This window comes from Stenotrophomonas sp. STEN023, from assembly GCF_056760135.1.
This window is the reverse complement of record NZ_JBRREF010000036.1, coordinates 1-14,213: the sequence shown is the minus strand read 5'-3', so window position 1 is coordinate 14,213 and position 14,213 is coordinate 1. Positions and strand designations below refer to the sequence as shown.

General features: G+C 64.3%; 9 protein-coding genes. 8 read left to right on the top strand and 1 reads right to left on the bottom strand.

From position 1 onward, the window contains the following. Positions 1 to 146: 146 nt before the first annotated feature. The 5 genes from ACVOLV_RS11750 (at position 147) to ACVOLV_RS11730 (ending at position 10,210) form a co-directional block, all read left to right on the top strand. Positions 147 to 836, top strand: a complete 690-nt coding sequence (locus ACVOLV_RS11750) for a hypothetical protein (RefSeq protein ID WP_481554558.1) — start codon at positions 147 to 149, stop codon at positions 834 to 836. After that, the gene (locus tag ACVOLV_RS11745) at positions 836 to 2,836 is read left to right on the top strand and encodes a flotillin family protein (RefSeq protein WP_481554557.1); all 2,001 of its coding nucleotides are present in this window, start codon (positions 836 to 838) and stop codon (positions 2,834 to 2,836) included. Before ACVOLV_RS11750 ends, ACVOLV_RS11745 begins: the two co-directional genes overlap by 1 nt. A 140-nt stretch (positions 2,837 to 2,976) precedes the next feature. Next, entirely contained in the window at positions 2,977 to 8,334 is a 5,358-nt protein-coding gene (locus ACVOLV_RS11740) for a DNA repair ATPase (protein WP_481554556.1), read from the top strand. Continuing rightward, positions 8,327 to 9,049 (top strand): hypothetical protein, encoded by a 723-nt coding sequence (locus ACVOLV_RS11735; RefSeq protein WP_481554555.1) that lies wholly within the window; start codon positions 8,327 to 8,329, stop codon positions 9,047 to 9,049. The genes ACVOLV_RS11740 and ACVOLV_RS11735 overlap by 8 nt, the downstream gene beginning before the upstream one ends. 63 nt (positions 9,050 to 9,112) lie before the next feature. Beyond that, on the top strand, positions 9,113 to 10,210 hold the full coding sequence (locus ACVOLV_RS11730; RefSeq protein WP_481554554.1) for a toxic anion resistance protein: 1,098 nt from the start codon (positions 9,113 to 9,115) through the stop codon (positions 10,208 to 10,210). Between the two features lie 210 nt (positions 10,211 to 10,420). Here the strand turns inward: ACVOLV_RS11730 and ACVOLV_RS11725 are convergent, their stop codons facing one another. Continuing rightward, entirely contained in the window at positions 10,421 to 11,311 is an 891-nt protein-coding gene (locus ACVOLV_RS11725) for a LysR family transcriptional regulator (RefSeq protein WP_481554553.1), read from the bottom strand. Between the two features lie 94 nt (positions 11,312 to 11,405). On the opposite strand from ACVOLV_RS11725, the gene trpB reads away from it, so the two are divergent. Genes trpB through trpA form a run of 3 tightly spaced genes read left to right on the top strand, consistent with a single transcriptional unit; the run spans position 11,406 to position 14,090 of the window. Next, complete coding sequence (trpB, locus tag ACVOLV_RS11720; protein WP_303749611.1) at positions 11,406 to 12,623, top strand: tryptophan synthase subunit beta; 1,218 nt, start codon at positions 11,406 to 11,408, stop codon at positions 12,621 to 12,623. Then, positions 12,620 to 13,288, top strand: coding sequence for a hypothetical protein (locus ACVOLV_RS11715; protein ID WP_481554552.1), 669 nt, complete (start codon positions 12,620 to 12,622; stop codon positions 13,286 to 13,288). The genes trpB and ACVOLV_RS11715 overlap by 4 nt, the downstream gene beginning before the upstream one ends. 1 nt (position 13,289) lies before the next feature. Continuing rightward, on the top strand, positions 13,290 to 14,090 hold the full coding sequence (trpA, locus tag ACVOLV_RS11710) for a tryptophan synthase subunit alpha (RefSeq protein ID WP_481554551.1): 801 nt from the start codon (positions 13,290 to 13,292) through the stop codon (positions 14,088 to 14,090). The last annotated feature ends 123 nt before the right edge of the window (positions 14,091 to 14,213 follow it).

The window sequence follows — 14,213 nt, the reverse complement described above, 5'->3', positions numbered from 1 at the left end:
GGTCGCAGGGCATGTCCAGGCTGATTCCCTTATGATGGTGTCCACGGCGACAAGCACGGATGCCTGCGGGAAACGGATGTTGCTGTCACAGCTGGCATGCTGGGGCAGCTCCCGCTGAGCAGCTGGGCGCCACAAGGAAAGTGTGCATGGCGGAGTTTCTGGAAGTAGCGCTGTCTTACCCGACGTTGCCTTACAGCATCGTGTTCGCCTTTGCTGTCATCTACTGGTTGCTGGCAGCGACCGGTATCGTCGATGACGGCGGCATTGGCAGCGGCGACGGCGCCGACTTTCATTCCCATGGCGGTGAACACGGCGCGACCGGCATTGCCGCGATGTTCGCGCGGCTCGGCCTCGGTGGTGCGCCGACCATGCTGGTGGTGTTGCTGCTGGCCTTTTTCGGTTGGACCATCACCTATCTGGTTCAACTCTTCTTCCTGCAGTCGTTGCCGGCGTCCCTGCGCTGGGGTGTAGGCACGGTGGTGGCCATTGCCGCGCTGGTTCCCGGTGCGGTGGTGTCGGCCTGGGTGCTGCGGCCAATCCGCCGACTGCTGCTCAAGCTGCGGCCGGTTGCCCAGGAGTCCATCCTCGGCCGGCTTGCCCAGGTCACCTCGCCGGAAGTCACCGCCACGCAGGGCTATGCCAGCATGGACGACGGTGGCGCCGGCCTGATCCTGCATGTGCGTGTACGCGATGGCAGCCGTTTGTCGCGTGGCCAACGCGTCAGGCTGGTGGAATACCTGCCCGACAAGAATCACTACCTGGTGGTCGCCGATACCGACCTGCCGGGCTTGGACGTTTTCCCTTCTGATGTATCAGGCGACAAGGAGATCCACTGATGAGTACTGCTGCGCTGGCCCCTTTCATTATCGGGGTTGCTGCCCTGCTGGTGTTTTTCCTTGGTTTGGCGGGTCTGTTCAAGGCCTTCTATAAAAAAGTCGATCAGGGCACCGCGTTGATCGTCAATGACATGAGCGCGCAGCCCAAGGTGCACTTCACCGGTGCCTTGATCATTCCGGTGCTGTACCGCGCCGAACACATGAAGATCAGCCTGATCACCCTGCAGGTTGATCGCCGTGGCAAGGAAGGCCTGATCTGCCGCGACAACATGCGTGCCGATATCACCGTGGCGTTCTACCTGCGCGTCAACGAAACCCAGGCCGATGTGCTGCGCGTGGCCAAGGCCATCGGCGCAGATCGCGCCTCGGACAAGAACGCGGTGGATGACCTGTTCAACGCCAAGTTCTCCGAAGCCTTGAAGACGGTGGGCAAGAAGTTCGACTTCACCCAGCTGTTCGAGAAGCGCCAGGAATTCCGCGACGAAATCATCGCGGTGATCGGCAATGACTTGAACGGTTACGCGCTGGAAGACGTCGCCATCGACTATCTTGAGCAGACCCCGAAGTCGTTGCTCGACCCCAGCAACATCCTCGATGCCGAAGGCATCCGCAAGATCACCGAGCTGACCGCCGCGCAGAACGTGATCACCAATGAGTTGGCGCAGAACGAGCGCCTGGCCATCACCAAGAAAAATGTCGAGGCCAAGGAAGCCACGCTGGCGCTTGAGCGGCAGCAGGCTGAAGCCGAGGCGCGCCAGCGCCGCGAGGTGGATACCATCCGTGCCCGCGAGGAGGCCGAAACCCTGAAGGTGCAGGAGGAGCAGCGCCAGCTATCCGAGAACGCCCGCATCGAAGCCCAGCAGCTGATCGACATCCGCGACCAGAACCGCCTGCGCGAAGTGGAGGTGGCCGAACAGAACCGTCAGCGTGCGGTTGCCATCGAAGTCGAGCGCGTTGCACGCGCGCGCCAGCTCGAACAGGTCACCACTGATCGCGAAGTGCAGTTGCAGGGTGTGGAGCGCGACAAGGTGGTTGAGCAGGGCAAGATGGACGTGGCCAACATCACCCGCGAACGCATCTCCATCGACAAGACCGTGGCGCAGGAAGAAGAACGCATCAAGGAAGTGCGCCAGGTGTCCGAGGCCGACCGCCTGAAGCAGGTGGCCATCCTCGAAGCCGAGGCGCAGGCGCAGGAAGCCATGCTCAAGCAGGTCAAGGAAGCCGAAGCCAGCGAAGCCGCAGCCAAGCACCGCGCGGTGGAGATCACCACGCTGGCGCAGGCCGAGTTCGACGCCGCCGGCAAGCAGGCCGAAGCCAAGAAGGCCTTAGCCGATGGTGTGCGCGCCGAGCGTGCCGCGCCGGGTCTGGCCGACGCCCAGGTCAAGGAAGCCGGTGCGCTGGCCATCGAGAAGGTCGGCATTGCCGAGGCCCGCGTGGTCGATGCAATGGCCGATGCCAACCTCAAGCAGGGCACGGCCGAAGCCAAGGTGCTGGCCGAACAGCTGGCCGCACGTGCACAGGGCGAGGAGCAGATGGGCCGCGCCAAGGCGACCGCAACCGAAACGCTGGGCTTGGCGGAAGCAACGGTCATCGAGAAGAAGCTGCTCGCCGAGGCGGACGGTTTGACCCGCAAGTTCCAGGCCATCGATTCGCTGGGCGATACCGCACGCGGCCACGAAGAATTCCGCATGACCCTGGAAACCGGTCTGCGTCAGGCCCTGGCGGCGATCGACGCGGGCAAGGAAGTGACCAAGGAGAATGCCGAGGTCATCGCCAGCGCGCTGCGCAACGCCAAGATCGATATGGTCGGTGGCGACGGCGGCATGTTCGAGAACCTGGTCAAGGCGGTGTCGCTGGGCAAGTCGATCGAAGGCCTCACCGACAAGAGTCCGATTGTGCAGGACCTGATGCAGCGCTACCTGGGCGTGGACATGTCCGCGCGTGGCTTGCCGGCGCGCCGTATCGCCGACACGTCTGCAGCGGATTCGGACGCAGGCTGAGTGAAGCCATGCCCCGCGCGGTTGTACCGCGTGGGGCGTTGATGCGCCGCCTGGTTGAAGCCGGTGGCACACGAGGATGAGGGCGTCAGGGGTTCCGTCCCGAGGGCGGAATCTGCCGATGTCAGAGCAGGGAACAACCGATGGCCGATACAAATCTGGACGCCGCCACCACGCCGGAGGGCGGTTCCATCGCCGATCAGGCAGTGGCGCAGGGCGGTGCCTATGAAGTGCTGCGCAAACGTCTGAGCGATCAGGGTGTACGCCTGCGGCAGGTGGTGGACGCGCTGAACCAGCGCCGGTTGCAGGAATTCGGCGACAGCCGGATGGAAGTGATCGGACGTTTCCGCATCCGCAGCGAGAACAACTGCGTTGGCCGCGATGTGGTGCAGGTTGGTGATGACCTGCTGTTGTTCGGCTACAACGTCTTCATCGGCTTGAAGACCCAGACCCGCATCGAGGACGTGTTCGGGCTCTATCGCCTGGTCGAAGGTGCCGAAGGCTACGACGTCACCCCGGTGGATCTGAAGAGCAGTTTCCTGTCGCAGGCTGGCTTCGTCCATGACTTCGGCGAGCTCTATGCGTACTACAAGAATGCGCGCCTGCTGCAGCTGATCGTGCGTGACGGAAAGCTGCTGGCCGCGTTCCAGATCGGCGAGCGTAGCACCGACGTGCGTGTATTCCGTTGGGCGATGGCGCCCAGCGGCGAGCTGACCTATATCGATGCACGAGGCGAGCGTGATATCGCGCTGCCGCCACCGTTCGATTTCGAGTGGGTGCGTGCCGGTCGCGATATGTTGATCAGTGGCCGTTTCCCACACCTGAACATCCTCGACACGATCTTCGTCGAGACCACCGGCGGTGACCTGACCATCAAGGTGGAGAACAACACCGAGACCGGGCAGGGCGTCTACAGCGAGCCGGTCGAGGACAGCACCCAATCGGTGGACGATGCCACCATTGATTTCGCCAAGGTCGGCTCGCTGATCCTGCTGAAGATCCAGCCTTACCGCGAGGACACCTGGCGCGGCCTGATCTACAACACGCTGACCGGCAAGGTGGTGCGCAACGACGCCATTGTCCAGGCCTGCGTGCAGCTGCCCGATGACCATGGCGTCATCTTCCCCGGCGGCTATTACCTGCAAAGCGGCGAGCACAAAGCCTTCGACGCATCGATGCAGGGTATGCGCTACAAACGCTCGATCCGCTCGCCCAATGGCGAGGACATGTTGTACATCTTCTACGAACGTGAGGCCGGCAAGTCGGCGCTGTTCGTCTACAACAGCATCCAGCGCGTGCTGCAGAACCCGGTGTTCGGCATGGGCTATGCCTTCATGCGCGATGGCCGCATGGTGCTGTTCAACGCCGAGAACGAAGAACCCACCCGCGTCCACCCGATGCAGGTGTGGCAGACCCCGTTCAGCAGTGATGAGTTTGCTGCGCACACGCCGACTGGCACCAGTTTCATGGCCCGCATCGGCAATGCCGAGCTGGTGCGAGGCATCTCCAATCTGCTTGATCTCGGTCGTGAGATCGATAGCCGCGAGGTGTCGCTGCCGCGCTACGAGCTGCTGACCCACAATGCGCGTCGTCTGTTCGATACGCACCATTGGCTGGATGACGCCAATTGCGACGGTGCGGCAACGCTGCTGCGCGAGATCAGCGCGACCGGCGAGTCGATGCTCGACGAGTACGAAAAGGTCGAGAGCATCCGCAAGCAGTCAGCGCAGGCAATGGCCGAGGTCACTGCTGCGCACAAGACACTGCTTGGGCGCCTGCAACCGCAGAACTGGACGAAGATCGGCGAGTTCGTCGAATCTCTGGGCGACATCGGCAAGCTGCGTGGGCGCCTGCTGACCGTGCGCGACTTCCGCTACGTCGACGTTGCATCCATCGATGCGATGAACGTGTCGTTGCAGGAAGCACATGACCGGGTCGGCGTGGCTGCGGGCGAGTTCCTTGGCAGTGACAAGGCCCTGCAGCCGTTCGCCGACCGATTGCAGGAACTGGATGCCGCCGCGCAGGTGGCGCAGACCGCCAAGCAGCTGTCCGAGCAGATTGCGCAGATGCAGGTGATGTCGGGTGACCTGGACATGCTGTCGGAGTTGATGGCCAGCCTGAAGGTGGATGACGCCGCGCAGCGCACGCGTGTGGTCGAGGCGATTTCGGCCATCTACGCCAAGCTCAACCAGGCACGTGCGCGCGCCGATCAGCGTCGCCGCTCGCTTGGCTCGGCCGAAGCCGTGGCTCAGTTCGGCGCACAGTTCTCCTTGTTCAGCCAGGCCATCACCAGTGCATTGGGGCTGGCGACCGATCCGGAACGCGCTGACGAGCAGTTGTCGCGCCTGATGGTGCAGCTGGAGGAACTGGAGAGCCAGTTCGGCGAGCACGAACAATTCCTTGGCGACATCCTCAACAAGCGCGAGGAGCTGCTCGATACCTTCGAGTCGCATAAGCAGACCCTGCTGGATGCGCGCCAGCGCAAGGCACAGTCGGTACTGGACGCAGCCAACCGCATCCTCGATGGCCTGGCCAAGCGTACCGAACGCTTCACCACTGTTGATGAGCTGAACGCATTCTTCGCTGGTGACCCGCTGATCCTGAAGCTGCGCGAGCTGGCCGAGCGCCTGCGCGACTACAAGGACAGCGTCAAGGCCGATGACGTCGAGGCGCGGCTCAAGGGCGTGCGCGATCAGGCGGTGCGGGCGCTGCGTGACCGCAGTGACCTGTTCGAAGGCGGCGGCAATATCATCCGCCTTGGTCGGCACCGTTTCAGCGTCAATACCCAGCCGCTGGACCTGACCATCCTGCCGCGCGGCGAAGGCCTGGCGGTGCACTTGACCGGCACCGATTACTACGAAGCCATCGTCGATCCGGAGTTGGAAGAACTGCGCGACTACTGGCCGGTGACGCTGGATTCTGAATCGTCAACACTCTATCGCGGTGAGTACCTGGCTGGTTTGCTGCTGGATGCGGCCATCAATGGACGCGAGGGCTTGAATGTCGAGTTGCTGTTGCGCGAAGCCGCGCAGGCCGACGCGCTGGCCAAGCGGGTGCGCGATTTTGCCGCGCCGCGTTACCGCGAAGGTTATGAGAAGGGTATCCACGATCACGACGCCACGCTGATATTGCAGGCGGTGCTGCCGCTGTATCAGGCTGCAGGTTCGCTGGTGCATGCGGCGGGTCCGCGTGCGCTCGCGCTATTGTTCTGGGCGCGCGAGGGCAAGCGCGAAGAGGTCAGTCAGTGGCTGGAACGTGCAGCCGGTGCGTTCGCCATCGCCAAGCTGTTCAATGTGCGGGACGGGCTCGAAGCCTTGCGCGCGGAGATCGCAGTGGCATTGGCAGCCTTCCAGGAAGAGCATGGCTTGCCGTTCGACAGCGGTGTGCCGGCCTTGGCCGCCGACTACCTGTTGGCTGAACTTGCCAATGGCGAGCCGAGCTTTGCGTTCAGTGGTTACGCACGGCAACTGCTTACCGGTCTGCGCGAGCAGCTGCAGGCCGCCGGTCAGGCCGATGCCTTCGACCGCAGCCTGCAGCGCTTGAATACCCGGCTTGCCCTGCAATGGGCGCAGGCCGTGCAATGGTTGCAGGCCATGTGCGGACAGCCGAAGTTTGCCGCCATGGCGGGATACGTGCCGGAAGCGGCGGCGATGCTGCTGGGTGAGCGTTCCCTGCGCAGCCAGGTGCGCGAGGTGACCTTGATTGCCGATGTCGGCGGCTTGCTCGGTGAACATGCGCGCATCGCCCAAGGCCATCTGCAATTGGCGGTGGATGATTTCCTGCAGCGCTGGCAGTCGCATCGCCGCCAGTTTCAGCCCGGCTTCGAGCGCTACCAGGCGCTGCGCCACCGCATCAGTGCGCGCGAGCGTGACGCGCTGCGCCTGAGCGAGTTCCAGGCGCGGCCGCTGAGCTCGTTCGTCCGCAACAAGCTGATCAACGATGTCTATCTGCCCATCATCGGTGACAACCTCGCCAAGCAGATGGGTACGGTGGGCGAAAACAAGCGCAGCGACCTGATGGGTCTGCTGATGATGATCAGTCCGCCCGGTTACGGCAAAACCACGCTGATGGAATACGTGGCCAACCGGCTGGGCCTGGTCTTCATGAAGATCAATGGCCCGGCGTTGGGTCATGAGGTGCGCTCGCTGGACCCGGAGCAGGCGCCGGATGCCACCTCACGGCAGGAGCTGCACAAGCTCAACCTCGCGCTGGAGATGGGCAACAACACCATGCTGTATGTCGACGACATCCAGCATACCCATCCGGAGTTCCTGCAGAAGTTCATCTCGCTGTGCGATGGCACCCGTCGCATCGAAGGTGTCTGGAAGGGCCGCACCAAGACCTACGATCTGCGCGGCAAGAAGTTCTGCGTGGTGATGGCCGGCAACCCCTACACCGAGTCCGGCGAAGTGTTCAAGGTGCCGGACATGCTGGCCAACCGTGCCGATATCTACAACCTGGGCGATGTGCTCGGCGGCATGGAAGAGGCCTTCAAACTCAGCTACATCGAGAACAGCCTCACCTCCAGCCAGGTACTGGCGCCGATGGCGACCCGCGACCTGGCCGACCTCTACCTGCTGGTCGACAAGGCTGGCGGCAAGGACGTGTCGACCAATGCGCTCAGCCACGCTTACAGCGGCGCGGAGATCAACGAAATCGTCGCTACCCTGCAGCGTTTGATGCAGGTGCGCGAGGTGGTGCACCGGGTCAACCAGCAATACATCGCCAGTGCCGCGCAGGCCGACAAATACCGTGTCGAGCCGCCGTTCCGGCTGCAGGGCAGCTACCGCAACATGAACAAGCTGTCGGAGAAGATCTCACCGGTGATGAATGCCGCCGAGCTGCAGCAACTGGTCACCGATCATTACCTGGGTGAATCGCAGCTGCTGACCAGTGGCTCCGAGGAAAACCTGCTCAAACTGGGTGAGCTGCGCGAGGTATTGGATGCAACGCAGTTGGCGCGCTGGGAGCAGATCAAGCGTGACTTCATGCGTGACAAGGCGATGGGCGGCGACGATGCTGATACCGGCGCGCGCATGGTGGCGCAGCTGGCCGATATCGCCAGCGGCCTGCAGGGTTTGCGTGGCGAAGAGCCCACACCGGTTGCACCGGTCGCGCCGCAGGTCGAGGCCCCGTGGGAGCAGATCGTGGCCTTGTTGCAGTCGGTTGCAGAGCGCCCCGCAGCGGTGCTCGCACCGATGCCCGCAACAGCGGCCCCGGTTGCACCAGTGCAGGATCTGACCCCGCTGTTGCAGGTGCTGGCCGCCGCACAGCAGCGGCAGGGCGAAGTCGGCGAAGCCCTGGCCGGGCTGGCTGCACAGTTGCAGGAGTGGTTGTCGAAGGAAGCCGGCAGCAGCAAGCCGACGCCACGCGTGCGGCGTGCACGCACACCGGAGGAAAAGGCGCTGGATGAAGCACTGATGCGGCATTTCTACGGTGGCAACGTGGTGGTGCCGGGGCAGCAGGGCAGTCGCGGCAATGAAGCAGCGGACGATGCCTGATCCAGCGCCGTCGCTGTTGCCGCTTCCGCCGCAGCCAGCATTGCTGGCCGATGACGCGCTGGCCGTGGCCAGCTACGGAGCGGAACTGCTGACTGCAGTCGAGCAGTTGCTTGGCCCCGCAGCGGCCGGCACCGCCGCCGCACGGCTGGTCGCGGAGATGAACAACATCCGCGAAGCGATGTCGGCGGCCGATGGTCGCCATATCCGCCGTTCGGTGGGTTTGCTCGGTCGATTACTGGGGCGCGATGTCGAGGTACAGGCACGGGCCGAGCAACTGGCGAGCCAGCTCGACGTCTGCATGCTGCGTGCCGATGCCTGTGTACAGGCCTTGCAGCAGGAACTGGGCGAGCATCTGCAGCAGGCGACCCGGGTGCAGATGGCGGTGGCTGCCATCGATGACTGGGCAGCTGCCGGCGAGGCGGTTCGCTCGCCGGACGAGCCGATGGCGCAGGCCGCGCTGCAGCGACGGCTGCAGCATCTACGTGGGCTGGCCCGCTTGCGCGAAAGCGAGGCCGGGCAGCTGCGCTTGCTGCATGCGCAGGGCGTGGAGCTGATCGAGCGTTACCTGCGTATCCGTGATGTGCTGTTGCCGCTATGGCGGCAGCAACGCCTGGCCGGTCACGCCGCCGACAAGCAGGCCCAGCTGGCGCAGGCCAATGAGGTGCAGGCCCGGATTCTCGACGAGGTGACGGCGATGCAGGCTAGACTGCGCTGAGAACCATCCTGCACATGATTGCTCGCGCGCCGCGTTGCGCCACTTGCTCAAGGAGAACTACTGATGACCCAGGACACGCTGCCACTGCCGGCCGGCCCTTCTGCCGATGTTGATGGCACCACGCTGGTCGCCTTGGGGCTGAGCGAAGCCGATCGCCCGCAGATAGCGCAGATCGTGCGTACACTGGACGACATCAGCCCGGGCAACCTGCATGTGTTCGGCCGCGAGGCGGCGGGCAAGAGTGCGGCCTTCTCCAGTCAGCTGTTGGACCACGTGCGCAACCGCGACCTGGATGCCTCGGGTGAAAAACTCGGCGAAGTGGTGCGCATCGCACGCTCGCTGAAACTCGACGGTTTGAACGAGCGCTCCAAGGTGCCGGTGATCGGTGGCCTGATCGACCGCATGCGCGCCTCCAAGGGCGAGCTGGTGCAGAAGTTCAGCGATACCAACCAGCAGATCGAACAGTTGCTGCGTGATGTTGGCGCGCAGCAGGCACAGATGGGCCAGCGTGTCGGTGAGTTTGATCGTATGCATGCCATTGTCCGCGACGAGCGCCAGAGTCTTGGCCTGCACATCGCTGCCGGCAAGCAGCGGCTGGCCGAGCTCAACAACGAGCTGCACGCACTGGTCGGCTTGGAAGATCCGCAATCGCGCATCCGTCGTGGTGAGATCGACAACGCGATCCGCCTGCTCGACAAGCGCGTGGGGGATCTGACGGTGATGCAGCATGCGGCTGACCAGTCGCTGCCGATGATCCGTCTGATCCAGGCCAATGCGATCCAGCTGATCGAGAAATTCAACGCTGTACGCGACATCACCATCCCGTCGTGGAAGCGCCAGTTCGCTATCCAGCTGTCGCTGGGCGAGCAGAAGAACGCGGTGGATCTGTCCAATGCCATCGACGATGCCACCAATGAACTTATGCGCCGCAATGCCGACCTGATGCGGCAGACCTCGGTGGAAACGGCCAAGGCCAACCAGCGTGCGGTGATCGATGTGGCGACCCTGCGCCATGTGCATGAACAGCTGATCGCCACGGTGGAAGAGGTGCGCAGTATTCACCGCGAAGGCATGCAGCAGCGCCAGCAGGCGGAAGTCGAGTTGGCGCGTCTGCGCGAAGACGTGCAGCAGCGGCTGGCGCAGCCGACACAGGGCAGCTGAATGTAGGCGCGGCACAGTTGGCAGTTGTGGGAGCGGCGTCAGCCGCGAAACCACCGCAGCATCAGATACCGCAGGCTTCGGTGCTGCAGCTCCCTTCCTTTGCCGAAGGGCAGGCTTGTCTCCCTCCCTTTCGCGCAGCAAAGGGGAGGGTTGGGGAGGGTAAGCTTTCAGGCCTTTCAAGCACCACCAGCTTCGCGGCTTACGCCGCTCCTACAAAAGCTGCCTGCGCAGCCAATCTGCCAGTGCAGCCACACGCGGGTCCTGCTGCTCGCCGGCAGTGCACAAGGCCCAGCAGCCTTCCGTCTCAACAAAGCCCCATGGCGCGATCAGACGCCCGTTGACCAGATCGTCAGCAACCAGGGGCTCCGGAGCAATCGCGATGCCCAATCCGGCGACTGCAGCTTCCAGCATGTAATACAGGTGTTCCAGGCCGGTTCCATAAGTCAGCGCATCCGCATCGATGCCATTGCGCGCCGCCCAGGTCGGCCAGGCCTGGGGGCGCGATCGCGTATGCAGCAGCGAGTGGTCGCGCACCGCTTCGACAGGCTGCCGGGCCAAGACATGCGCGCCATGCATCGAAGGGCTGAATACCGGGCCGATCCGTTCCGGCGCCAGCGCATGCACCTTCCAGCCGTTGGGCCAAGGTGCCTGGCCCAGCATCAGCGCGGCATCCAATCCATCCAGGCGCGGGGCGAAGTCGCCATCCTGTGCCGCCAGGTGCAGGGTCAGGCCGGGCAGGTCGCGCTGCAGGTCCTGCAGGCGCGGGATCATCCAGCGTGCCAGCAGGCTGCCAGGACAGCCAAGCACGAAGGCATCGGTGCGCTGCGGTCGGCGTAGTGAGGAAATGCAGTCACGCAGCTGCGAAAACGCGCCGGAAGTCGCTTCCAGCAAACGATGACCGGCGGCGCTGGGGCGGATGCCGCGGCCATCTCGCTCAAACAAGGCCAGTCCCAGCTCTTCCTCCAGCGCCCGCAGTTGCCGGCTCACCGCGCCATGGGTGACATGCAGTTCGGCGGCGGCCTGGCTGACGCTGCGCAGCCGTGCGGCGGCCTCGAACGCGCGCAAGGCATTGAGCGAGGGCAGGGATTGACGGCTTTTCATGTGAGTTTTTCTAACATGTGATCTCCAAATTATCCATTTTTATGTCATCGGCCCTGCGTTAGAGTGTTGGCCTGTTCCTTGTAGCCGTGACGTCATGACTGATCCGTCGATCTCCGATTTCCACGCCTTCCCCGATGCGCGTGGGCACTTTGGCCGCTTTGGTGGCAGCTTTGTCGCCGAAACCTTGGTGGGGCCGCTGCAGGAACTGGCAGCCGCCTACGATCAGGCGCGGATTGATCCGTCCTTCATCGCCGCCTACGACAAGGACCTGAAGCATTACGTGGGTCGCCCCAGCCCGATCTACCACGCCGAGCGCCTGAGCAAGGACGTCGGCGGGGCGCAGATCCTGCTCAAGCGCGAGGACCTGAACCACACCGGCGCGCACAAGGTGAACAACACCATCGGCCAGGCCTTGCTGGCCGCGCGCATGGGCAAGACCCGCATCATCGCCGAGACCGGTGCCGGCCAGCACGGCGTGGCCTCGGCCACGGTTGCCGCGCGCCTGGGCCTGGAATGTGTGGTGTATATGGGCGCCACCGATATCGAGCGGCAGAAGATCAACGTCTACCGGATGAAGCTGCTCGGTGCCACCGTGGTGCCGGTCAGTAGCGGCTCGGCCACACTCAAGGACGCGCTCAACGAAGCGATGCGTGACTGGGTCACCAATGTGCGTGACACTTTCTACATCATCGGCACCGTCGCCGGCCCGGACCCGTACCCGCGCATGGTGCGTGACTTCAACGCCATTGTCGGTCGTGAAGCGCGCGCGCAGATGCTGGAGGACTATGGTCGCCTGCCCGATGCGATCACTGCCTGCGTTGGTGGCGGCTCCAATGCCATCGGCCTGTTCCATGCCTTCCTCAATGATCGCGAGGTCAAGATCTACGGTGCCGAGGCTGCTGGCGACGGCATCCATACCGGCCGCCACGCCGCGTCCATCTCGGCCGGTCGCCCTGGCGTGCTGCATGGCAACCGCACCTATGTGCTTTGCGATGACGACGGCCAGATCACCGAAACCCATTCGATCTCGGCTGGCCTGGATTACCCCGGCGTCGGCCCCGAGCATTCCTTCCTGTCCGATACCGGCCGTGCGCAGTACGTGGGCATCACCGATGAGGAAGCGCTGGCCGCCTTCCATCGCCTGACCCGCATCGAAGGTATCCTGCCGGCGCTGGAATCCAGTCATGCGGTTGCCCATGCGATCAAGCTGGCGCGCGAACTGCCGAAGGACGCGCTGGTGCTGTGCAATCTGTCCGGTCGTGGCGACAAGGACGTGCATACCATCGCCGCGCGCGAAGGGTTGGTGCTGTGACGGCCGGTTCCCCGCGTACGCGTTTGCTGCGCACGCCATTGCTGCTGGGCCTGGCTGTGGCCTTGGCGGCATGCGCGCCCACCGCCCCTGCGCCGGCGGCGGTTGCTCCTGTACCGCCGCCGGCGGTGCCCGTTGCGCCCGCCGCAGCAAAGCCATCCCCGGCACCAGTTGCGACGCCTGCTGCCGCCGTATCGGCTGGACTGGGGCAGTTGGGTGAGCTGCGCATCGGCGCGCCGTTCGGCAAGGCGCCCGGCGACAAGGCCTTCGTCTCGCAAGGCATGCGCGAGGCAATGGAGGGTGACTGCGAGTACTACGACAAGGGCTCCTTGCCCGACAACATCTCGATGATGGTGATCGCCGATCGCATCGTGCGTTTCGAAGTGAATGCACCCTTCGAGCCGGGCCAGCTGGTCACCGATCCCGCGCCGGGTGCGGTGGTGACACCGTTCTATCTGTGGGTGGGCATGACAGTCCCCAATGCAAAAAAACGTCTGCCGGGCGTGGTGACCAGTCCGCATGCGTACAACTCGCCCAATGGCGATTACCTGACCTGGACCGACAAGGCCGCCAACCTGGCGCTGCGCCTGGAAACACTCGATGGCCTGATCACCGCCATTTACTGGGGTCAGCCTGATGCGGTCGAACTGATTGAAGGATGTGCCTGAGATGGCTGTTACCCGAATTGACGAATGCTTCGCGCGGCTGCGCGCCTCCGGCCGCAAGGCGCTGATTCCCTTCATCACTGCCGGCGATCCATCGCTGGAGGCAACCGTGCCGGTGATGCACGCGCTGGTCGAGGCTGGCGCTGATGTGATCGAGCTGGGTGTGCCGTTCTCGGACCCGATGGCCGATGGCCCGACCATCCAGCGCAGCTCCGAGCGCGCCCTGGCGCGCGGGGCAGGGCGGCAATACGTGCTCGATACCGTGGCGCAGTTCCGCCAGGCCGACGCGACCACCCCGGTGGTGTTGATGGGCTATCTCAATCCGGTCGAGATCCGTGGTTATGCGCGCTATGCCGAAGAGGCTGTGGCGGCAGGCGTGGACGGCATTCTGCTGGTCGATCTGCCGCCGGAGGAGGCCGACGAGCCACGCGCGGTATTCGCCGAAGCCGGGCTGGCCTTGATTTTGTTGGCTTCGCCGACCAGCAGCGACGCCCGCCTGGACAGGCTCTGCCAGGCGGCGCAGGGCTATCTGTACTACGTCAGTTTTGCCGGCGTCACCGGTGCCTCCGAGCGCCTGGACAGTTCCGCGGCCGGTGAGCGTCTGCGACTGCTACGGCGCCGTTCCAGCGCGCCGGTGGTGGCTGGTTTCGGCATCAAGGATGCGGCCAGCGCGGCGGCGATGGCGGTGGATGCCGATGGCGTGGTGGTCGGTAGTGCATTGGTCTCGGTAATGAGTGAGACGACGGACCCGGTGGCTGCGGCAACTGCGTTCCTCAAGCCGCTGCGCGAAGCCCTGGGTCGCTGAGCGGCGTTCCCTGTAGTGGGGGGGGGGGGGGGGGGGGGGGGGGGGGGGGGGGGGGGGGGGGGGAGGGGGGGGGGGGGGGGGGGGCGGGGGGGGGGGGGTGGGTTTTGGGGGGGGGGGGGGGGG

Excerpts from the sequence above, each read along its gene's own strand:
- ACVOLV_RS11750 (WP_481554558.1), top strand. The coding sequence starts at position 147 with ATGGCGGAGTTTCTGGAAGTAGCGCTGTCTTACCCGACGTTGCCTTAC.
- ACVOLV_RS11730 (WP_481554554.1), top strand. The coding sequence starts at position 9,113 with ATGACCCAGGACACGCTGCCACTGCCGGCCGGCCCTTCTGCCGATGTT.
- ACVOLV_RS11725 (WP_481554553.1), bottom strand. The coding sequence starts at position 11,311 with ATGAAAAGCCGTCAATCCCTGCCCTCGCTCAATGCCTTGCGCGCGTTC.
- trpB (WP_303749611.1), top strand. The coding sequence starts at position 11,406 with ATGACTGATCCGTCGATCTCCGATTTCCACGCCTTCCCCGATGCGCGT.
- trpA (WP_481554551.1), top strand. The coding sequence starts at position 13,290 with ATGGCTGTTACCCGAATTGACGAATGCTTCGCGCGGCTGCGCGCCTCC.
- ACVOLV_RS11745 (WP_481554557.1), top strand. The coding sequence starts at position 836 with ATGAGTACTGCTGCGCTGGCCCCTTTCATTATCGGGGTTGCTGCCCTG.
- ACVOLV_RS11740 (WP_481554556.1), top strand. The coding sequence starts at position 2,977 with ATGGCCGATACAAATCTGGACGCCGCCACCACGCCGGAGGGCGGTTCC.
- ACVOLV_RS11735 (WP_481554555.1), top strand. The coding sequence starts at position 8,327 with ATGCCTGATCCAGCGCCGTCGCTGTTGCCGCTTCCGCCGCAGCCAGCA.